Source organism: Streptomyces composti, from assembly GCF_012034205.1.
Taxonomy (GTDB): domain Bacteria; phylum Actinomycetota; class Actinomycetes; order Streptomycetales; family Streptomycetaceae; genus Streptomyces; species Streptomyces composti.
On record NZ_JAATEM010000032.1, the window covers coordinates 1 to 19,247 of the forward strand.

The following is a 19,247-nucleotide window of genomic DNA, read 5'->3' on the forward strand; positions in this document are numbered from 1 at the left end:
ATTAGGAGTCATGAAAAGCGAGATGCGGGCAACCAGCATGTCAGGAGGTTGACATTATGGTTCCCATTCTTCTTGTTCTGCTTCTGGCTCTGATCCTGTTCGGCGCCGGATTCGCCGTGAAGGCACTGTGGTGGATCGCGGTGGCAGTTCTCGTGGTGTGGCTGCTGGGCTTCGTGATGCGCAGCACCACAGCGGGCGGCGGCCGGGGACGCTGGTACCGGTGGTGACAAAGAGATAGTTCCCGACAAGCGCTACCCGGCTGCCCCGGAAGTGACCGGCCGGCGAAGCCCGGAAGGCCACCCCCGGGGCAGCAGCGGTTCGAGCAAGCCGAAATCCGGAAGGCCACTCGCGGGGCAGCAGCGGATTGAGCGGAAAACCGTCGAGGTCACTCCCGGGGAAGCAGCGGTCCGAGCGGCCCGAGGTCCAGATTGAGGTCCTCGGGCCGCAGTCCGTAGCGGTCCCGCAGCTCCGCCATGCGCTCCTCGAGCAACATCAGCGTCAATCCGATGCGCTCCTCCTGCTCCTCCGTCAGATCCCCCTGGTCGAAGCGGCGCACCGCCTGCCGCTCCATCAGCTGGCGCAGCAGCTCCACCACGGTCAGCACGAGCTTGACCAGGTCGCGCTCGACCGTGTCGGGTTCCAGGTCGAGCCGGGCCCGGCGCTTCGCGGGCGGCTGCTGGTCGTCGGTCAACGGGACTCCTCGAAGGGCGACGGGACATTGGCGTTCACCGAGCTGATGAGCGCGTTGAGATCGATGCGGACCAGGTCGACGTCCGCGATGCGCAGCGTGATGTCCCCGGTGATGACGACCCCGCCGGCCAGCAGCCGGTCCAGCAGGTCGACCAGCGCGATCTCACGGCGTTCGACGACGGTCACGACCGCTCCTTCGCATTGGGCCGTTCCTCGTCCGAGGCGGATTCCGGAGCGGTGTCACCGGCGAAAGAATAGGCGGCCCAGGGCCCGGTGAGTTCCACCCGAATTCCGGGCAATTCACCCTTTGTCTGGTCCACCTTTTCCACGAATTCCTCGGAGCCGGCGCGCGGCACGAGATAGGCGGCATTCAGCACATTGCGCCCGGAGGCGCCGGAGAGCGCGGGATTCTGCGGGGCGTGCAGCCGGGAGTCCTCGGCGACCCGGGACAGGGTCTCGTGCAATTGGGTCGCGAAGAGCTCGGCGCGCTGCCACAGCTCGTCCTGCGATTTCGTCTGGGAACGCCGCTGCCGCAGGTAGTCGCGGCCGGACGCGGGGCGGGCCGCCGGGGCGGCGGCCTCGGGCTTCGGCGCGTCCTCCAGGAAGACCTTGACGCCCCACTCCACGCGCCCCTCCAGCCGGTCCAGGGTGTGCCGGAACGACTCCTCGCGCGCCTCGATCATCGTCCGTACGCCGCTGTCGTCACGGAACACGGTGCCGAGCCGGAGCGGCAGCGGCGTGGTGACCGTGGTGAGCGCGTCGATCACCCCTTGGTGGGCCCGGGCCACGCCGGTCAGCCAGTCGAGGTCCTCCAGATGCGCGCGCAGCGGCTCCTCGGCGAAGTCCGCCTCCGGCACATGGCTGACCACGGCCACCAGGCCGTGGTGGGTCAGCAGCCGGGGCGGATCACCCGCCACGCCGGACAGCTGCGCCTGGAGGGGTGTGCTGAAGGGGCGGCATACGGCGTAGACGTACCGCAGTCCGATCACGGGGCCTCCCTGTGTGCCTGCTCCTGTGCGGACGCCGTGGACGAGGGCTCCTGGTCGCGGCCGGCCTCCAGTTCCTCCAGTGCGGCCAGCCGTTCCCGCAGCTCCGCGTTCTCCCGGGCCAGCTCGTCACGACGGGCCCGGGAGGAGAGCGCCGGGTCGGTCTCCCACCAGTCGATGCCCATCTCCTTGGCCTTGTCGACCGAGGCCACGATGAGGCGCAGCTTGATGGTGAGCAGTTCGATGTCGAGCAGATTGATGCGGATGTCGCCCGCGATCACGATGCCCTTGTCGAGCACCCGTTCCAGGATGTCGGCGAGGTTGGCGCCGCCGCCCTGGCCATAGGGGTCGGGAAGGCGGCCGGGTGTCGTCATCGGCGGCTCCTGCCCTCGTCACGGACGGGCTCGTCCTCGTCCGCCTCGTCGTCGTACTCTTCCTCGTCCTCGTAGCCCTCCTCGGGCTCGTCGTCGTCCTCGTACTCGGCGTCCTCGGCGTCCTCGGGCTCGTCGTCGTAGCCCTCGGGCGGCTCGCCCTCCTCGTACTCCTCTTCCGGCTCCTCGTCGTACTCGTCCCCTGGCTCGCCCTCTTCGTCCTCGTACTCGTCCTCGGGCTCGCCTTCGGATCCGTGCTCGTCCTCGGATTCGTACTCGTCCTCGGGCGCGCCCTCGGCGGCCTCCGCCCCTGGCTCCTCGCCCTCGGACTGCCCGCCCTCGGGCTCGCGCTCCTGCTCCTCCTCGGCGATGGCGTCCTCGTGGCTGCGCACGACCTCACCCTCGCGGATCTCGCCGCGCCAGCTGTCCTCCGCCTCGCCCTTGATGGTGATGAAGCGGGCGAAGTTCTTCAGGTCGAGCCTGGCCCTGCGGCCCTGGGCGCGCCAGATGTTGCCGGTCTTCTCGAAGAAGCCGGAGGGGTAGTACTCGATGACCAGCAGCACGCGGGTGAGGTTGTCCGCGAGCCTGTGGAAGGAGACCACGCCCTTCGTGGTGCCCTTGGCCCCCTCGGAGGTCCAGGCGATGCGGTCGTCGGGGATCTGCTCGGTGGTCTGCGCCTTCCAGCTGCGGTTGGACCACAGGACCTTCGCCTGCCAGTCCGACGTGGTGTCGTCCGACTTGTTGGCGCTCTTGACCCCCTTGGCGAAGGTGCTGAAGTCCTGGTACTGGGTCCACTGGTCGTAGGCCGTGCGCAGCGGGACGCCGACGTCGATGTGCTCGATGATGACGGTGGGCTTGCTGCCGGCGCTGCGCTTCTTCTTGCCCTTGCCGCCGCCGATGCCCTTCACCGCGCCCTTGACGCTGTCCTTGGCGCGCGAGGCGCCGAGCTCCAGGGCGCTGCGCAGGGGGCCCTTGCCCTCGGCGAGCTTGCGTCCGCCGTCCAGGGCCAGCTTGCCGATGCCGGGACTCTTGCCCTCGGCGATGTCGTTCAGCTTGCCGGTGGTCTCGCCGAGCTTGCGGCCGACTCCGGTGAGCACCCGGGTGGCCTGCGCGGCGAGGTAGTCCTGCAGCTCCGCCTTGAGGCGGTCGGCGGCCTCGCTGTGTGCGAGGTCGGCGAGCGGGTTTCCGCCGCCGTCCTGCCCGCGGGCGGTGTCGCGGGCCGAGTCCACTGTGTCGGTCATCGCTCACCGCCTCCCTTCGTGCTGCCCGAGCGGCCGCCGCGCGGGGCTGCCGTCTTCTTGGCGGCGGTCGTCCTGCGGGCGGCTGTCTTCTTGGTGGCCGCTGCCTTCTTGCCAGGTGCCTTCTTGGCGGGTGCCTTCTTCGCCGCCTTCTTGGCCGGCGGTTTCTGCGCCGCCTTGCGGGCGGGTGCCTCGTCGGCGGACTCCTCGGCCTCGTGCGCGTCGTCGGCCGAGTCGTCCGGCTCGCGCGCCTCCTGGTCCTCGTCGTACTCCTCCGCGGGCTCCTCGTCCGGCTCGTCACCGTCGCCCGTGCCGCCGCCCGCGACCTGCTCGCGCAGCGCGGCGGTGCGGCCGTGCAGCCGGTCGGCGACGGCGCCGAGCTGCCGCTCGACCAGCGCGCCGGAGGCGGCCTTGCCGACCCCGCGCAGGTCGCCGCGCAGCTGGTCCCCGATCTCCTTGAACTGCGGGTTGTTCCGCAGCTGCGGGGAGACCAGGTCGGCGACCATGCGCGGACTGAGATTGAGCTTCTTCCCGGCGACGAGGCCGCCGACGGCGACCGCCATCTTCAGCTTCTTCGTGCGTCCGAGAAGGTATCCGGCTCCTATGGCGAGCCCGAGTCCCATGCGATTCATTGCGGTGCCGTCCCGTCCCCTCTACCCGCGCCTTGGCGCGTCGCGATCTCCAACCGGTCCAGGAGCTCGTCCTCCTGCTGGTCGAACTCCTCCTCCGTGATCTCCCCGGCTTCCAGCTGCTCCTCGAGCCGGGCCAGTTCGGCCCGGATGGTGGCGGGGTCGTAATAGATGCGCTCCGCCTCACGGAGAACCTGCTTGATGGCCCAGCCGCTGCCGCGCACGGGGGCGAACGGCAGCAGCAGCACCTCGGAGATCAGCCCCATGACCTCACCCCGCTCCGGCGTCCGCCCCGCCCGCGGTGGTGCCCGCCGGCTCAGCCGGGCCGGGCTCGACGAAGCTGTACGGGGGAAGCGGACCGTTCAGGCGCACCTCGAGATGCGGCATGTCCGTGCGGACCTGCTCCACGGCGGCCAGGAAGTTCTCGGCCGTCGCCCGCTCCACCAGATACGAGACGTTGCCGAGCCAGCCCGTGGACTCGGGGCCCACGCTCACGGCGTCGGCGGCCGGCTCCAGGGCGCGCTGCAGAGCCAGGGCGTCCTCGGCCTCCTGGGCCTTCACCGCCGCGGCGACCATCTCGCCCAGGCGCAGCTTGTCGTCGTAACTCCCGCCGCCCGCCTGCCGGTTGGACTCGGCGAGGGCGCGGATCTCCGGGTTGGCGGCCATGACGTGGTGCAGCACGGCCTCTTCGACATGGTTGGCCTTGACGTTGTACTCGACCCGGCCGTCCAGGGCGCGCAGCCGCTCCTTGTAGTGGTCGGCCCGCTCGGTGAGCACCTGCGCGGCGGCGTCGTCGCCGGGGGCGACGCTGCCGAAGCGCATCGGCAGCACCGCGCCCGCCGCGCCGATCTCGGCGAGCACGTTCTGGTGGGCGAGCAGCTCCCTGCGCTTGGGGCGCAGGTCCTCGGGCGCGTCGCTGACGACGGCCGCGAGGTCCCCCGCCTTCACCACGCGCAGGGGCAGCGGCGGGTTGCCGACGCCCTCCATGCCCTCGGGGAGCGAGGGGTGCGAGCTCGCCGTGATGCCGTAGACGTAGGTGCTCACTCCTGCTCCTCCTTACGACGCGACGAGGTGCTCTTGCGGGCGCGCGGACGCGACTTGGTCTCGCGTTCGCCCTCACCGTCCCCCTCGCGCCCCTGCTGGAAGGCGTCGGAGATGGTCTCGGCGGCGCCCGACAGGGCGCCCTTGGACTTGCCGCGGGCGCCGGACTCGGTGACCTGGCCGACGATGTCGGGAAGGCCCGGGTCCTTGCGCGGCCCGGCCTCGAGGTCGAGCCTGTTGCACGCCTCGGCGAAGCGCAGATACGTGTCGACGCTGGCGACGACGACGCGAACGTCGATCTTGAGAATCTCGATACCGACCAGGGACACGCGCACGAATGCGTCGATGACGAGCCCCCTGTCCAGAACAAGCTCAAGCACGTCGTAGAGGCCGCTGCTGCCGCCTCCGCCGCCGGACTGCTGTGCCGGAACGACTGTCATGCCGGCTGTTCCTCCCTTGTGTGCGGATGCTGGGTGATCTCGCCCGGGCGGCCTAGCGGCCGCCGGACCTGCGCGCGTCCGAACGCCCGCGTTCATAGCGGCGTACGCGCCGGTAGCCGGTGAGCTGCCCGTCGGAGTCCAGCTCCACCTGGTAGCTCGCCATCAGGCTCATCGTGTCGGGCACGCGCTCGAGTTCGAGGACCTCGACCTCCAGCGACCAGCCCTCGTCCGTCTGCTCGAAGGACGTCACCGATTCGGCTTCCATGCCGGTCAGCTCCGCGAGCTGCCCGCGCGCCTGGCGCAGGATCTCCATCGCGGTCGGACGTTTCGCCGTTCTCGTGCTCTCGGCTCTCTTGGTGCTTCTGGTGCTTCGTGTCGGCTTGCGGGACTCGTGTGAGTCTTGGCTTTCCTGTGAACTCAATGGTTCGTCCGGGTCTTCTGTGTTCGCCATGGCCACCTCCCCCTCCGTGTGGCCGCAAGTCTGTTCGCCAAACCTCCGGGACCCGTCCCGATTGCCACGGCCCTGGTCAGGGGTGGCGGGCCGCCTCGGCCGGGCAGGGCCCGGTGCCTCCGCCGACGGGTCCCAGAGCCCTGGTCAGCGGCTTCCGGGCCTCTGGTCAGCGGCGTGGCGGGCGACCGGGATCAGCGGCTTCCGCGCAGCTCCCGCAGGCGACGGCGGGCCGGGCCGAGGGCGCGGCCTCGGCGCAGGAGTCCCGCCCAGGGATCGGTGCGGGCCTGCTCCAGCGCGTCGGCGACGGTCCAGCGGCGGGCAGTGAGGCCGGGGTCGTCCAGCTGGTCCCAGGTGAGGGGGGTGGCGACGGGGGCGCCGGGCAGCGCGCGCACGGTGTAGGGGGCGACCGCGGTCTGCGCGTAGGCGTTGCGCTGCACGTCCGGGTAGAGCCGGTCGCCGCGGTCCTTCTTGCGGGCGGCGGTGGTGAGCCGGTCGGGGTGGGCCTCGGCGAGGGTGCCGGCGGTCTCCCGGGCGAAGTCGCGCACCTCGTCGAAGGAGTGCCGGCCGTGCAGCGGCACCACCACGTGCAGGCCGCGCGAACCGGTGGTCATCAGCGCCGAGGGCAGCTTCAGCTCCGCGAGGAGCTCCCCCAGCAGCCGCGCCGTCTCACGCACCGTTGCGAAGTCGTCACCGGAAGGGTCGAGGTCGAAGACCAGCCGGTCGGGGTGGTCCGGCGAGTCCGTGCGGGACAGCCACCGGTGCAGGGTGATGCTCGCCTGGTCGACGAGGTACAGAAGGGTGCCGGTGTCGTCGCACACCGTGTGCACGACCGTGCCGCCCTCCTTGCGCAGCTTCGCCCGGGTGATCCACTCCGGGTAGCCGTCCGGGGTGTTCTTCTGCATGAAGGCGGGCCCGTCGATACCGTCCGGGCGCCGGTCCAGCATCAGCGGACGGCCGCGCAGATGCGGCAGCATGTACCGGGCCACCGCCCGGTGATAGTCGACGAGATCACCCTTCGTGTATTCCTGTGCGTTGCCGGAGGTGCCCGGGAACAGCACCTTGTCCGGCCGGTGCACCCGCACCGTGCGGCGGCCCGCCCGCACCGAGCGCGCGGCGCCCTCGCTCACGGCACGATCGCCTCCTCCACGAGAAGCCGCCCGGCCGCCGCGATCGACTCGGCGTCGATGCCGGCCGCGTGCAGCTGCTCTTCGGGAGTCGCCGAACCCGGCATCGAGCGCACGGCCAGCCGCACCAGCCGCGGTACCGGCCGCCCGTCGGTGAAGGCCCCGCTCACCGCGTCGCCGAGGCCGCCCTCGAGGTGGTGGTCCTCCACGGTGACCAGGCAGCCGGTCTCGTCGGCGGCCCGGCGCAGGGTGTCCCGGTCCACGGGCTTGACCGAGTACAGATCGATCACCCGCGCCGCGATGCCCAGCTCCGCCAGCGCATCCGCCGCCTTCAGCGCCTCGGGGACGGTGATCCCGGCAGCGACGAGCGTCAGCCGGTCCTCGCCGGAGGAGCGCAGCACCTTGCTGCCGCCGACGGGGAACCGCTCGTCGGGGCCGTAGATCACCGGGCCCGCGCCGCGGGAGGTGCGCAGATAGCGGATGCCGTCCAGACCGGCCATGGCCTCGACCAGGCGGGCGGTCTGGTTGGCGTCGCACGGGTACAGCACGGTCGAGCCGTGCACCGCCCGCATCATCGCCAGGTCCTCCAGGCCCATCTGGCTGGGCCCGTCCTGCCCGATGGCCACTCCGGCGTGCGAGCCGACGAGGCAGAGGCCGGAGCCGCTGATCGACGCCATGCGGACGAAGTCGTGGGCGCGGGTGAGGAACGCGGCGAAGGTGGCCGCGTACGGGGTCCAGCCGCGTGCCGCCATGCCGACGGCGGTGGCGACCATCTGCTGCTCGGCGATGTAGCACTCGAAGTAGCGCTCGGGGTGCTCCTTGGCGAACTGCTCGGCGCGGGTGGAGTCCCCCACCTCACCGTCGAGGACGACGACATCGGCGCGGGCCGTGCCGAGGGCGGCCAGCGCCTCACCGAAGGCGTCCCGGGTCGCCGCCTCCTCACCCCTGTCCCAGCGGGGCGGAGTGAACTGCCCGGCGGGCACGGAGTGCAGCGCACGGGCGTCCGGCGGCTGGTGCACCCGGACCGTCAGATCGCGGGGGCCGCCGAGTTCGGCGATGGCCTCCTCCGCGTCGGGCAGCGGCTTGCCGTGCAGGCCCTCGCGGTCCTGGACGGCCTCGACGCCCCTGCCCTTGAGAGTGCGGGCGAGGATCGCGGTGGGCTGGCCCGCGGTGGACAGCGCCTCGCCGTAGGCACGGTCCACGGCGTCCACGTCGTGACCGTCGACCTCGACGGTGTGCCAGCCGAACGCCTGGAAGCGGCGGGCATAGGCGTCGAGGTCATGGCCGTGCCGGGTGGGGCCGCGCTGGCCCAGCCGGTTGACGTCCACGATCGCGACCAGGTTGTCCAGGTGTTCGTACGCCGCGTGCTCGGCGGCCTCCCACACCGAACCCTCGGCGAGTTCGCTGTCCCCGCACAGCACCCACACCCGGTAGTCGGCGTGGTCCAGGCGCTTGCCGGCCAGCGCGAGGCCGACCCCGACGGGAAGTCCCTGCCCCAGCGAGCCGGTGGCGGTCTCCACCCAGGGCAGCTGCCGGGGTGTCGGGTGGCCCTCGAGGCGGCTGCCGAGCTTGCGGAAGGTCAGCAGTTCCTCGTCGTCGATGGCGCCCGCCGCCTTGAACGCCGCGTACATCAGCGGCGAGGCGTGCCCCTTGGAGAGCACGAAGCGGTCGTTGCCGGGGTGGTCGGGGTGGTCGAAGTCGTAGTGGAGGTGGCGCGCGAGCAGCACGGCCATCAGGTCGGCGGCGGACATCGAGGAGGTGGGATGCCCGGAGCCCGCGGCAGCCGCGGCACGGACGCTGTCCACCCGCAACTGCTGTCCGAGTTCGGCGAGTTCACCGGTGTTCATGAGTCTCCTTGGCCTGGTAGTGGGCCTTGATCGATAGGGATCGAAGGGGATCGGTAGCGATCGACGGGGATCGACGGGTCGGCGGATGCGGCGGGCGGGGCGCGGGCCCGTTGCGACACGGCCCGCTCGGGTCAGGGCAGCTCGGGGCGCCTCACGGGACCGGGCGCGGGGTGCGCCTCGTCCAGCACCTCGCCGGAGGACGCCCCGGGGCCGGGCTGGTTCCTGGCAGGTTCACCACCCGGCTGATTCTTCGCGGGCTCACCGCCCGGCTGATTCTTCGCGGGCTCACCACCCGGCTGATTCCTGGCAGGCTCCCGGCCGGACCCCGGCCCGGCCCCGGACCCGCCCTGGCTTCTGCCCCCGCTCCCGCTGCTGCTCCTGTCGCCACCGCCCGACGCCTGGGCCGTCCCGTTCCCGGAGCCGTCACCCGCGTCACCGTCCCGCCGCGGGCCGCCCGGCACGCGCGCCAGCTCCGGGGACGCCGTGTCCAGCGGCACGGACCAGGACCGTACGAGCCCCAACTGCACTGCCTGGCGCGGCAGTACGGCGTCCAGCAGCCAGTCGGCGGCGACCCGCACCCGGTTGCCGGGCATCGCCGCGAGGTGGTAGCCACGGGTGACCGCACCCGCCACGGCCCCGGACAGATGGACGCCGAGCGGATTGGCCGCGGCCTTCACCCCGCCGAGGTCCACCACGAACCCCATGTCCTTGTGCCGGTAGGCGCGCCGCTCCCCGTCGCCGAGGGACGCGGCGATGTTGTGGGCGCACACCTTGCCCTGCCGCCAGGCGTGCTGCGCGGTGGGCGCCGTGTACTCCCCCGGCCGGTCCAGGTCCGGCACCGCGGCGGCGTCGCCGCAGGCGAACACCTCGGGCCGGCCCGGCACCTGCAGGTGCGGATCGACCAGCAGCCGCCCGCGCTCCATCGGCAGTCCGAGGGACTCGGCGAGCGGATCGGGCCGGACGCCCACGCACCACACCAGCGTGCGGGTGTCGACGAACTCGCCGTCGGTCAGCAGCACCCCGTCGTGGGTGGCCTCCTTCACCGAGGTGCCCATCCGCACGTCCACGCCCCGCTCGTGCAGCACCCGGCCGGCGGTGCGTGAGAGCCGCTCGTCCAGCTCGGGCAGGACCCGGTCGGCGATGTCGAGCAGCAGCCAGCGGGGCCGCAGACCCGAGCGCAGCGGATGCTTGCGGACCTGCGCCTCGGTGAACAACTGCCCGTGCGCGGCGACCTCGGTGCCGGTGTAGCCGGCGCCGACCACCACGAAGGTGCAGCGTGCGGCGCAGCTCTTGGGGTCCTCGGCGGAGGCGGCCAGCTCCATCTGCCGGGTCACGTGGTCGCGCAGGTACAGCGCCTCCGGCAGCCCGCGGAAGCCGTGCGCGTGTTCGGCCACGCCCGGGATGGGCAGCAGCTTGTTGACGCTGCCGGCCGCGAGCACCAGCCGGTCGTAGGCGAGGGTGCCGGTCTCGCCCTCGGGGCCGGTGTAGTGCACGGTGCGCGCGTCGAGGTCGATGCCGTCGGCCTCCCCCAGCACCAGCCGCACCTCCGGCAGGGTGCCGGAGAGCGAGATGGTGACCCTGCGCGGTTCGAGGATGCCCGCGGCCACCTGGGGCAGCAGCGGCAGATACAGGAAGTAGTCGGTCGGGTTCAGCAGGGTGATGTCGGCCCGTCCCTTGGCCCGCCGGGCCAGGGTGCGGGCCGTGCGGTACCCGGCGAAACCGGCACCGACGATCACAATGCGGGGTCGACTCACGGTTCGCCTCCGGCGCGGTCGCGGACGTCGGGAGATGTCCGCGTCCCCCTGGCCGGGGTGGTCAAACGTCCGCCGGTTGCCGCTCCGGCCCCCGGGTACCCGGTTCCGGACACCGACCGCCCACGTCGCGGAGGCCCCGATGCCCGAGTACGGCTACTTCCTCTCGAGCGAGCAGTACGGCCCGGCGGAACTGATCGAACAGGCCAGGATGGCCGAGCAGGCGGGCTTCCAGCACCTGTGGATCTCCGACCACTACCACCCGTGGAACGACGAGCAGGGGCAGAGCCCCTTCGTGTGGTCGGTGATCGGCGCGCTGTCGGAGGCGGTGTCGCTGCCGGTCGGCACGGCGGTGACCTGCCCGACGGTGCGGACCCACCCGGCGGTGGTGGCGCAGGCCGCGGCGACGGCGGCGGTGATGTCGGAGGGCGCCTTCCGCCTCGGCGTGGGCACGGGCGAGGCGCTCAACGAGCACATCCTCGGCGGCCCCTGGCCGCCCGCCCACGTACGCCTGGAGATGCTGGAGGAGGCCGTCCAGGTGATGCGCCGGCTGCTCACCGGCGAGGAGGTCAACCACCACGGCACGCACTACACGGTGGAGAACGCCCGTCTCTACACCGTCCCGGACGAGCCGGTCCCCATCGACATCTCCGGCTTCGGCCCGGCCGCGACCAAGCTGGCTGCGCGGGTCGGCGACGGCTACATCACGATGATGCCGGACGCCCCGATGGTGCAGCAGTACCGCAAGGGCGGGGGCGGCGGAAAGCCGGTGAGCGGCGGCACCAAGGTCTGCTACGGCACCGACCGCGACGAGTGCGTCCGCACCGTGCACCGCCTGTGGGCGAACGAACTGCTCCCCGGCGAGCTGGGCCAGGTCCTGCCCTCACCGAAGCACTTCGAGCAGGCGCAGACCCTGGTCACCAAGGACATGGTGCGCGACAACCGCGTCTGCGGCGCCGACGTGGACGCCCACGTCACCGAACTGCGCCGCTTCGCCGACGCCGGCTTCGACCGCATCTACGTCAACCAGATCGGCCCCGACCTCCGCGGCTTCTTCGACTTCTACCGCACCAAGGTGCTGCCCCAGCTCCAGCAGGCCGGCTGACGCGCCGCTTCTGCGAGACGGCAGCGGGCCGGTGCCTTCCCTCCTGCAGCCCGCTGCCGCCCCATGGTTGACGCTCCGTCAGTCCCGCCGGATCAGCTCCGGGTCGATACGACGACCGGCCGGCGGCGCCGGTGCCGATGACCGCGACGACGGGGACACCTGCCGTGGCCGCCGGCAGCGGGGGCACGCCCGCGAGGAACGTCCACACACGGGGCGCCCTCGGCACCCCGGAACGACGTGTACTCAGCCGATCGCCGGCCGCGGCGCGCGCGCTCATGCGCCCCGCGAACCAGGCCGGCGCGGGGCAGCCGAGCAGGCAGACGGCGATCGTCCTGATGGAACATCGCTCCGACCGCCGGCCGATGACAGCGCTGGCCCTCGTCGGTTCGTCCAGGTGCTGGAGATGTTCGGAGCGTTGCAACGCGGCCGGGTACCCGGCGGGCGGGGCGGCGTAACGCAGCCGGGTGTGTGCCGTGGAGATCGCCGGAGAGCTCGCCACGGCGCGGGGCCCGCACAACTAGGCTCGTACGCATGGAGATTCTGGGTGCCACACTGCGCGTCTACGTCGACGACCTCGAGGCCGCGATCCCCTTCTACGAGCGGCTGGCGGGCACAGCGGCCCTGCGGTTCGAGCGGGGCGGGGTGCAGGTGGCCGCGGTGGGCTGCTTCCTGCTGATGAGCGGGCCCAGATCCCAGCTGGACCTGCTGCGCAAGGTCGCGGCGACGATCGCGGTCACGGACGTCGAGGAGGCCCACAAGACCCTGGTGGAGCTGGGCGCCGACATCGTCGCCGGGCCGGTCACGACTCCCGGGGGGCGCAACCTGATCGTCCGTCACCCGGACGGAATGGTGTACGAGTACGTGGACCGGCGAGGGTGAGCCACCGGCCGCCTTCAGCGGCCTCGGCGGCCTCGGCGGCTCCCGCGGCCCGGCGGGTCAGGAGCGGGTGAAGGCGGAGACGACCGTGTCGGTGAGCAGGGCCGCCCCGGTGGCGTCGGGGTCGAGGTCGGGGTCGTAGATGGTGACGGTGAGGCCCGCGCAGCGCGGTGATTCGAGCAACGGCCGCAGAAGCGCGACGAGTTCACCGGGCTCCAGGCCGTCCGGGTCGGGGCTGTCGACGGCGGGCATGACGGCCGGGTCGAGGACATCGGCGTCCAGGTGCACCCAGTAGCCGTCCAGGCCGGGCGCCTCGAAGGAGCGGGCGGCGCCCCTGGCGAGGTCGGCGGCGCCCCAGCGGCGCAGGTCCCCGACGGTGACGACGGGGATCTTCAGGGCGGCCAGTTCGGCGCGTTCGTCCTCGAAGTAGTCACGCACGCCGAAGAAGCGGACGTCCTCGTCCCGCAGGTAGGGCCGCAGTCCCTCCAGGTCGGTGAGGTCCTGCTGGCCGCGCCCGGTGGCCAGGGCGACCTCCTCGCCGCCGGCGGCGCCGACGTGCTCGGAGTTGCCGGGGTGGCGGAAGTCGGGCGAGGCGTCCACCGCGACCAGTCCGTAGCGCCCGATCCGGCGCAGGGCGAGCGAGGCGCCGAGCTGGACGGAGCAGTCGCCGCCGAGGACGACGGGCAGGTCCCCGGCGCGCACATGGTGCTCGACGCGGTCGGCGAGCTTGCGGGTGTAGGCGGCGAGGGCAGCCGCGTTGAAGACTCCGTCGCCCTCCTGCCAGTCGCCCCGGTCGTAGCGGGGCGGTACCACCACCCCGCCCTCCTGCGCGCCCAGCCGCTCGACGATGCGCTGTTCGCGCAGCGCGCCGGCGAGCTTGTAGCAGCCGGGGACGGTGCCCGGGGCGGGCGGGCGCAGTCCCAGGTTGCTGGGGGCGTCGATCACGACGATGTTCCGCATGTGATCATCCTCGCCGACGTGGTGTTTCGGGTTCAACGATCTTCCGGGCGTGCATCAACGGGCCGTCGGATCCGTGTCGCCGGGCGGGCGCAGCATGTCCGCGGTGACGGCCCAGCGTTCGTGGTCGCGCCAGGCTCCGTCGATGTAGAGCATGTCGGGCGAGTATCCCTCCAGGCGGAATCCGCATGCGCGGGCCAGGGCGATCGAGGCGCTGTTGCCGGGCTGGACGTTGATCTCCAGGCGGTGCAGTCCCATCGGCCCGAAGGCATGGCGGATCACCAGGCCGAGTGCCTCGCGCATCAGGCCCCGCCCGGCGGCGTGGGCGAAGGCGCCGTAGCCGAGGGCGCCGTTCCGGAAGGCGCCGTGGACGATGTTGTTGATGTTGATGAAGCCGGCGATCGCCCCGCCGGCCGCCTTCTCGCAGACCAGGAAGCCGGCCTTCGCCGGGTCCTGGATCAGCTGCCCGGCGTAGACGGAGTAGGCGGCGGCGGTGTCGGGCGGGAACAGCCAGGGGTGGTGCAGGTCCTTGCTCTCCCTGGCCCGGGCGGTGAACTCGGGGCCGTCCGCGTAGGTGAAGTGGCGTATCCCCACGCGGGGGCCTTCGGCGAGGTAGCGGGAGGTGTCGTGCGGCATCCTGTCACCCTATGGCGGCGTCCGGAGGGGGCCGTTCAGCTCAGCGGTGGTTCGTCGAGGGTCAGCGTGCCCGCCTCGGTGTCGAGTTCGGCCATGACGCCGAGGGGGACGGTGAGCGCGTCCTCGCAGTGACCGAACCCGAACTGCTCGGCCACGGGCACGCCGAGCCCGCCGAGCCGGTCGGCGAGCAGCGACCGCAGCCCGTCGTACGGTTCGCACTCCGTCCAGGAGCCGAGCAGTACGCCTGAGACGCCGTCGAGCAGGCCGGAGCGCAGCAGCTGGGTGAGGTAGCGGTCGATGCGGTAGGTCTCCTCCCCCACGTCCTCCAGGCACAGCAGTCCGCCGCGCGCGGTGGGTCTTGCGTGCGGGGTGCCGAGTTCGGCGGCGAGCAGGCTCAGGCAGCCGCCGAGGGTGACGCCGCGGGCCCGGCCGGGGATCAGCGCGCCGCCCCGGCAGGTGAGGGTGCGGACCGTCTCGGGCGCGAACAGGGTGGCCCGCAGGTGCTCCTGGGCGCGGGCGCTCTTGACGAAGTCGGCGCCGGCCGCCATCGGCCCGTGCAGGGTGACCAGGCCGAGGCGGGTGGCGAACGCCTCGTGCAGCGCGGTGATGTCGCTGAATCCGACGAACACCTTGGGCCCGGCCGCCCGCATCGCCGTCCAGTCGAGCAGATCGACGATGCGCTGGGCGCCGTAGCCGCCGCGGGCGCAGATCACCGCAGCCACGGACGGATCGCACCAGGCGGACTGCAGGTCGGCGGCCCGGTCGGCGTCGCCGCCCGCCAGATAGCCGAAGTCGGCGTGCCGGTCGAGGACATGGGGCGCCACCACGGGGTCGAGATCCCAGCCGCGCAGCACGTCGAGGCCGTTCTGCAGCCGCTCCTCGGGGACGGGGCCGCTGGGTGCGACCACGGCCACCCGTGCCCCGGGGGCGAGCCGGGGCGGGCGGGTCAGCGGTTCCAGGCGGCTCACCGGGTCAGCTCCAGGGGTGGCACGCCTTCGGGTTCGAACCCGAAGACCTGGGCGTACAGCGACAGTTCCGCCTCCAGGGCGCGCACCATGGTCTCGGCGCGGCGGAATCCGTGGCCCTCCCCCTCGAAGGTGAGGCAGGCGTGCGGGATCCCGCGTCCCTTCAGCCGGGCGAGGAAGCGCTCGCACTGCACGGGAGGGCAGATCACGTCGTCCAGGCCCTGCAGCAGCAGGAAGGGCGCGGTGAGCCGGTCGGCGTGGGTGAGCGGCGAGCGCTCGGTGTACCGCTCGGGCACCTCGGCGCGGGGGCCGATGAGGCTCTCCAGGTACCGGGACTCGAAGTCGTGGGTCTCGCCCGGACCCCAGCCGGCCAGGTCGAGCACCGGGTACAGGATGGTGCCGCAGGCGTAGACGTCGGTGGTGGTGAGCGAGGCGGCGGTGGTCCAGCCGCCGGCGCTGCCGCCGCGGATGGCGAGGCGGGCCGGGTCGGCGGTGCCCTCCTCGGCGAGGGCGCGCGCGACGGCCGCGCAGTCCTCGACGTCGACCACGCCCCACTGCCCGCGCAGCCGTTCGCGGTAGGCGCGCCCGTACCCGGTGGAGCCGCCGTAGTTGACCTCGGCGACGCCGATGCCGCGCGAGGTGAAGTAGGCGATCTCCAGGTCGAGCACCAGCGGCACCCGGCCGGTGGGACCGCCGTGCGCCCTGATGACGTACGGCGGCAGCTCGCCCTCGGGGGCCGTGCAGCCGGGGTTGCGGGGCGGGTGGACATGGGCGTGGATCTCCCGGCCGTCCGGGCCGGTGAAGGTGCGGCTGACCGGCTCGGGGTAGTAGGCGGGGTCCACGGCGTCCCGGTGCTCGCAGCCGATCACCCGGGCCCTGCCGGTCCTGGCGTCGAGCTCCACCACCTCGGGGGAGCTGTACGGGCCGGCGCCGACCGACACGATCCGCTCGCCGAGCACGGCGAGGGTCGGGGAGAACTCCGTCCAGGGTCCGGCGGCGTCGACGACCTCGCCGGTCTCGGGGTCGAGTATGCCGAGCCTGGTGGCGCCCCGGCCGTGGACGACGGCGATCAGTCCGTCCTCCAGTGGCGCGAACCAGCGCGAGCCCAGCTTCCACAGCGGTCCGCCGAACTCCTCCTCGCGCGGGCAGAGGGGCTCGCCGTCCCGGTAGAGGTTCCACCAGCCGGTGCGGTCGCTGACGTACAGCAGCCGCCCGTCGGGGGTCCAGTCGGCCTGGGGGATGGACTCGGCGGGGCCGCCGGCCACGGTGCGCGGCCGGCCCAGGGTGCCGTCGGGGGCGACGTCGGCGAGGAGGAGCTCGGTGCCGTCCCAGGGCATGCGCGGGTGGTCCCAGGCCAGCCAGGCGGCGCGCCTCCCGTCCGGTGAGAGCCGCGGCCCGGTGACGAAGCGGTGCCGGTCGTCGGTGAGTTCCCGCACGGCGGCCCGGTCCTCGGCGGCCGAGCCGTCCAGGGGGACGGCGGCGACGACCCGGCGCACGTCGTCGGGTCCGTCGCCGGTGTACTCCTCCAGGACGCACCACAGCTCGCCCCGCTCCGGCAGCAGCAGCGGCTCGGCCCAGCGCAGCCGAGGCCCGGCCGGGGACGCGGAGTCCGGGGTGAGCGGGCGCGGCTCGCCGCCGGGCTCGAAGCGGTAGAGGCGCTGGTCGGCGAAGTGGGCGAAGACCACCAGCGGACGGCCGTCGTGCACGGTCCCGGCCCAGGGGGCGCCGCCGTACTCCATGACCCGGCTGCGCACGTTCCACGGCGGCGGCAGCACCGACTCCTCGGTGCCGTCCGCGTGCCGCCGCACCAGGGCGCGCCGCCCCTGCTCGGCGGGCCGCGGCTCGGTCCACCACACCTCGTCGCCGACGAACCCGGTGTACTCGGGGCTGCCGTCGTGCGAGGCGGCGAGCGCCGCGTCCACGGGCGAGGGCCAGGAACCGTGCCTCAGGGTCCGTACCGTCTGCTCCACACTCATCAGGCCGTCCTCAGGAATCGGTCGAGGACCCGCACCCCGAAGTGCAGTGCCTCGACGGGGACACGCTCGTCGACGCCGTGGAAGAGCGCCTGGTAGTCGAGGTCCGGCGGCAGCTTCAGCGGCGCGAATCCGTAGCCGGTGATGCCGAGCCGGGAGAACTGCTTGGCGTCGGTGCCGCCCGACATGCAGTACGGCACCACATGGCCCTCCGGCGCGAACTCCTCGACGGCGGCCCGCATCCGCGCGTACGTGGGCGAGTCGAGCGGTGCCTGGAGGGCCACCTCGCGGTGCTCGAACTCCCAGTCGACGTCCGGGCCGGTGAGCCGGTCGAGCGTGGCCCTGAACTCGTCCTCGTGGCCGGGCAGATACCGGCCGTCGACGTGGGCCACGGCCTGCCCCGGAATCACATTGATCTTGTAGCCGGCGTCCAGCATGGTCGGGTTGGCGCTGTTGCGCACCGTCGCCTCGACGAGCCGGGCGGCGCTGCCGAGCTTGTCCAGCAGCGCGTCCACGTCGGACAGGTCGGTCTCGACGCCGTTCAGCGCGGCGAGTTCGGTGAGGGCGGCGCGGACGACCGGGGTGAGCCTGAGCGGCCAGCGGTGCTCGCCGATGCGGGTGACGGCGGCGGCGAGCCGGGTGACCGCGTTCTCCCCGTTGACCTTGGAGCCATGGCCCGCGCGTCCGCGCGCGGTGAGCTTCAGCCAGGCGGTGCCGCGCTCGCCGGCCGCGACCGGGTAGAGCTGCCTGCCCTGGTCGTCGTGGAAGGTGAAGGCGCCCGACTCGCTGACGCCCTCGGTGCAGCCCTCGAACAGCTCGGGGTGCCGGTCGGCGAGGAAGCCGGAGCCGTCCTCGGCGCTGGCCTCCTCGTCGGCGGTGAAGGCGATCACGATGTCGCGGCGGGGCCGTACGCCCGCGCGGGCCCAGGCCCGTACCACGGCGAGGATCATCGCGTCCATGTTCTTCATGTCGACGGCGCCCCGGCCCCAGACCACGCCGTCCTGCACCTCGCCGGAGAACGGGTGCACGCTCCAGTCGGCGGCCTCGGCCGGTACGACGTCCAGGTGCCCGTGCACCAGCAGCGCGTCGGCCGAGGGGGCGCTGCCCTCGACGCGGGCGACGACATTGGTGCGGCCCTCGGTGCGCTCGAGGAGCACCGGGTCCAGGCCCGCCTCGGCGAGCCGGGCGGCGGCGTACTCGGCGGCGGGCCGCTCCCGGCAGTCCCCGCCGCCGCGGTTGGTGGTGTCGATCCGGATGAGGTCCGAGGTGAAGGTCACGACCTCGTCCAGCGACAGTGCGTCAGCCATACTGCTCCTCCACCGCCGCCGAGACGATCGTGGTGACCGCTTTGAACGTGCGGATGCCCTCGTACATGGTCCCGCTGGTGTACGCCACCTTCCGCTCCCCGATCCGCGCCACACCCGGCACGACGGTGGCGGACATCGCCAGGTGCTCGGCGTCGAACTCCACGGCCACGGTGAACGGTCCCGCCGCCACCGGTTCGTGACGCACCGCAAGCGCGGCGGCCTGCTTCGCCGCCGCCCGGATGTCGGCGGCCGTGCGGGCCGGGGTGCGGCAGACCGCCGCGTAGCGCGAGACATGGTCCTTGACCGCGACCTTCAGCGCCTCCGGCGCGTATCCGAGCGCGTCCTCGCAGGCCACGTCGTCGCCGGTGACCAGCACCACGGGCACCCCGTACTCGGCGGCCACTGCGGCGTTCAGCAGCCCCTCGCTGGCCCGGGTGTCGTTGAGCCACACTCCGGTGATGGAGTTGGCCAGGTAGGTGTGGGCGAGGACGCCCTCCATGCCGGCGCCCGCGTGATAGCCGACGAAGGCGACCCCGTCCACGTCGCCGTGCTGCACGCCCTCGACCATGGACAGCGACTTGTGCCGCCCGGTGAGCATCTGCGCCCGCTCGTCGAGCTGCTCGAGCAGCAGATTGCGCATGGTCCAGTGCGCCTCGTTGATCAGCACCTCGTCCGCGCCGCCGTCCAGGAAGCCCAGCACGGCGGCGTTGACGTCCGAGGTGAACATGGAGCGGCAGCGCTCCCACTGCGGCGTCCCCGGCAGCACGTCGGCCGGCCAGGTGACGCCGGTGGCGCCCTCCATGTCGGCGCTGATGAGGATCTTCATGCGGCCCACGCTACGTGCTGGGCCCGAAGCGCTG

22 protein-coding genes are annotated in these 19,247 nt (G+C 72.6%); 3 read left to right on the forward strand and 19 right to left on the reverse strand.

Annotated features, from left to right (window positions below; genetic code table 11):
- Positions 1-56 precede the first annotated feature (56 nt).
- Complete coding sequence (locus tag HCJ93_RS23820) at positions 57-227, forward strand: hydrophobic protein (protein WP_164338052.1); 171 nt, start codon at positions 57-59, stop codon at positions 225-227.
- Positions 228-385: 158 nt separating this feature from the next.
- Here the strand turns inward: HCJ93_RS23820 and HCJ93_RS23825 are convergent, their stop codons facing one another.
- From HCJ93_RS23825 to HCJ93_RS23885, 13 genes are all read right to left on the reverse strand, one after another.
- Positions 386-691, reverse strand: coding sequence for a gas vesicle protein K (locus HCJ93_RS23825; protein ID WP_167997851.1), 306 nt, complete (start codon positions 689-691; stop codon positions 386-388).
- The gene (locus HCJ93_RS23830; RefSeq protein ID WP_055570463.1) at positions 688-876 is read right to left on the reverse strand and encodes a gas vesicle protein; all 189 of its coding nucleotides are present in this window, start codon (positions 874-876) and stop codon (positions 688-690) included. The genes HCJ93_RS23825 and HCJ93_RS23830 overlap by 4 nt, the downstream gene beginning before the upstream one ends.
- Entirely contained in the window at positions 873-1,679 is an 807-nt protein-coding gene (locus tag HCJ93_RS23835; RefSeq protein ID WP_167997852.1) for a GvpL/GvpF family gas vesicle protein, read from the reverse strand. The genes HCJ93_RS23830 and HCJ93_RS23835 overlap by 4 nt, the downstream gene beginning before the upstream one ends.
- The gene (locus HCJ93_RS23840) at positions 1,676-2,050 is read right to left on the reverse strand and encodes a gas vesicle protein (protein ID WP_167997853.1); all 375 of its coding nucleotides are present in this window, start codon (positions 2,048-2,050) and stop codon (positions 1,676-1,678) included. Before HCJ93_RS23840 ends, HCJ93_RS23835 begins: the two co-directional genes overlap by 4 nt.
- Positions 2,047-3,288 carry an SRPBCC family protein gene (locus HCJ93_RS23845; RefSeq protein WP_167997854.1) on the reverse strand — a complete coding sequence of 414 codons (1,242 nt, stop codon included), beginning with the start codon at positions 3,286-3,288 and terminating at the stop codon, positions 2,047-2,049. Before HCJ93_RS23845 ends, HCJ93_RS23840 begins: the two co-directional genes overlap by 4 nt.
- Complete coding sequence (locus tag HCJ93_RS23850; protein WP_167997855.1) at positions 3,285-3,917, reverse strand: DNA primase; 633 nt, start codon at positions 3,915-3,917, stop codon at positions 3,285-3,287. The genes HCJ93_RS23845 and HCJ93_RS23850 overlap by 4 nt, the downstream gene beginning before the upstream one ends.
- Positions 3,914-4,180, reverse strand: a complete 267-nt coding sequence (locus HCJ93_RS23855; protein WP_167997856.1) for a gas vesicle protein GvpG — start codon at positions 4,178-4,180, stop codon at positions 3,914-3,916. The genes HCJ93_RS23850 and HCJ93_RS23855 overlap by 4 nt, the downstream gene beginning before the upstream one ends.
- A 4-nt stretch (positions 4,181-4,184) precedes the next feature.
- Positions 4,185-4,958 carry a GvpL/GvpF family gas vesicle protein gene (locus HCJ93_RS23860; RefSeq protein WP_167997857.1) on the reverse strand — a complete coding sequence of 258 codons (774 nt, stop codon included), beginning with the start codon at positions 4,956-4,958 and terminating at the stop codon, positions 4,185-4,187.
- Positions 4,955-5,395, reverse strand: a complete 441-nt coding sequence (locus HCJ93_RS23865) for a gas vesicle structural protein GvpA (RefSeq protein WP_167997858.1) — start codon at positions 5,393-5,395, stop codon at positions 4,955-4,957. Before HCJ93_RS23865 ends, HCJ93_RS23860 begins: the two co-directional genes overlap by 4 nt.
- Before the next feature lie 52 nt (positions 5,396-5,447).
- Entirely contained in the window at positions 5,448-5,846 is a 399-nt protein-coding gene (locus HCJ93_RS23870) for a gas vesicle protein GvpO (protein WP_167997859.1), read from the reverse strand.
- A 191-nt stretch (positions 5,847-6,037) separates the two neighbouring features.
- Positions 6,038-6,973 carry a non-homologous end-joining DNA ligase gene (gene ligD / locus HCJ93_RS23875; RefSeq protein WP_167997860.1) on the reverse strand — a complete coding sequence of 312 codons (936 nt, stop codon included), beginning with the start codon at positions 6,971-6,973 and terminating at the stop codon, positions 6,038-6,040.
- A complete protein-coding gene (locus HCJ93_RS23880) occupies positions 6,970-8,817 on the reverse strand; it encodes a transketolase (protein WP_167997861.1) in 1,848 nt (615 codons plus the stop codon). Before HCJ93_RS23880 ends, ligD begins: the two co-directional genes overlap by 4 nt.
- A 131-nt stretch (positions 8,818-8,948) precedes the next feature.
- On the reverse strand, positions 8,949-10,571 hold the full coding sequence (locus tag HCJ93_RS23885; RefSeq protein WP_309141491.1) for an NAD(P)/FAD-dependent oxidoreductase: 1,623 nt from the start codon (positions 10,569-10,571) through the stop codon (positions 8,949-8,951).
- A gap of 139 nt (positions 10,572-10,710) precedes the next feature.
- Here HCJ93_RS23885 and HCJ93_RS23890 point away from each other — a divergent pair, with 139 nt between their 5' ends.
- Together HCJ93_RS23890 and HCJ93_RS23895 are read left to right on the forward strand one after the other, a co-directional pair.
- A complete protein-coding gene (locus HCJ93_RS23890; protein ID WP_167997862.1) occupies positions 10,711-11,673 on the forward strand; it encodes a TIGR03557 family F420-dependent LLM class oxidoreductase in 963 nt (320 codons plus the stop codon).
- Positions 11,674-12,204: 531 nt separating this feature from the next.
- Entirely contained in the window at positions 12,205-12,552 is a 348-nt protein-coding gene (locus HCJ93_RS23895) for a VOC family protein (RefSeq protein ID WP_167997863.1), read from the forward strand.
- 57 nt (positions 12,553-12,609) lie between these two features.
- On the opposite strand, the gene HCJ93_RS23900 is transcribed toward HCJ93_RS23895, so the two are convergent.
- From HCJ93_RS23900 to HCJ93_RS23925, 6 genes are read right to left on the reverse strand one after another with little or no spacing between them, the layout of a single operon-like run.
- A complete protein-coding gene (locus HCJ93_RS23900) occupies positions 12,610-13,509 on the reverse strand; it encodes an arginase family protein (RefSeq protein ID WP_167997864.1) in 900 nt (299 codons plus the stop codon).
- Between the two features lie 54 nt (positions 13,510-13,563).
- Positions 13,564-14,142, reverse strand: coding sequence for a GNAT family N-acetyltransferase (locus HCJ93_RS23905; RefSeq protein WP_167997865.1), 579 nt, complete (start codon positions 14,140-14,142; stop codon positions 13,564-13,566).
- 35 nt (positions 14,143-14,177) lie between these two features.
- Positions 14,178-15,110, reverse strand: coding sequence for a S66 peptidase family protein (locus HCJ93_RS23910; RefSeq protein WP_167997866.1), 933 nt, complete (start codon positions 15,108-15,110; stop codon positions 14,178-14,180).
- Complete coding sequence (locus tag HCJ93_RS23915) at positions 15,107-17,083, reverse strand: dipeptidyl-peptidase 5 (protein WP_206317878.1); 1,977 nt, start codon at positions 17,081-17,083, stop codon at positions 15,107-15,109. Before HCJ93_RS23915 ends, HCJ93_RS23910 begins: the two co-directional genes overlap by 4 nt.
- Positions 17,083-18,387: a M20/M25/M40 family metallo-hydrolase gene (locus HCJ93_RS23920; RefSeq protein WP_167997867.1), complete on the reverse strand. Its 1,305-nt coding sequence runs from the start codon at positions 18,385-18,387 to the stop codon at positions 17,083-17,085. Before HCJ93_RS23920 ends, HCJ93_RS23915 begins: the two co-directional genes overlap by 1 nt.
- Entirely contained in the window at positions 18,380-19,213 is an 834-nt protein-coding gene (locus tag HCJ93_RS23925; RefSeq protein ID WP_167997868.1) for a M55 family metallopeptidase, read from the reverse strand. Before HCJ93_RS23925 ends, HCJ93_RS23920 begins: the two co-directional genes overlap by 8 nt.
- Between the last annotated feature and the right edge of the window lie 34 nt (positions 19,214-19,247).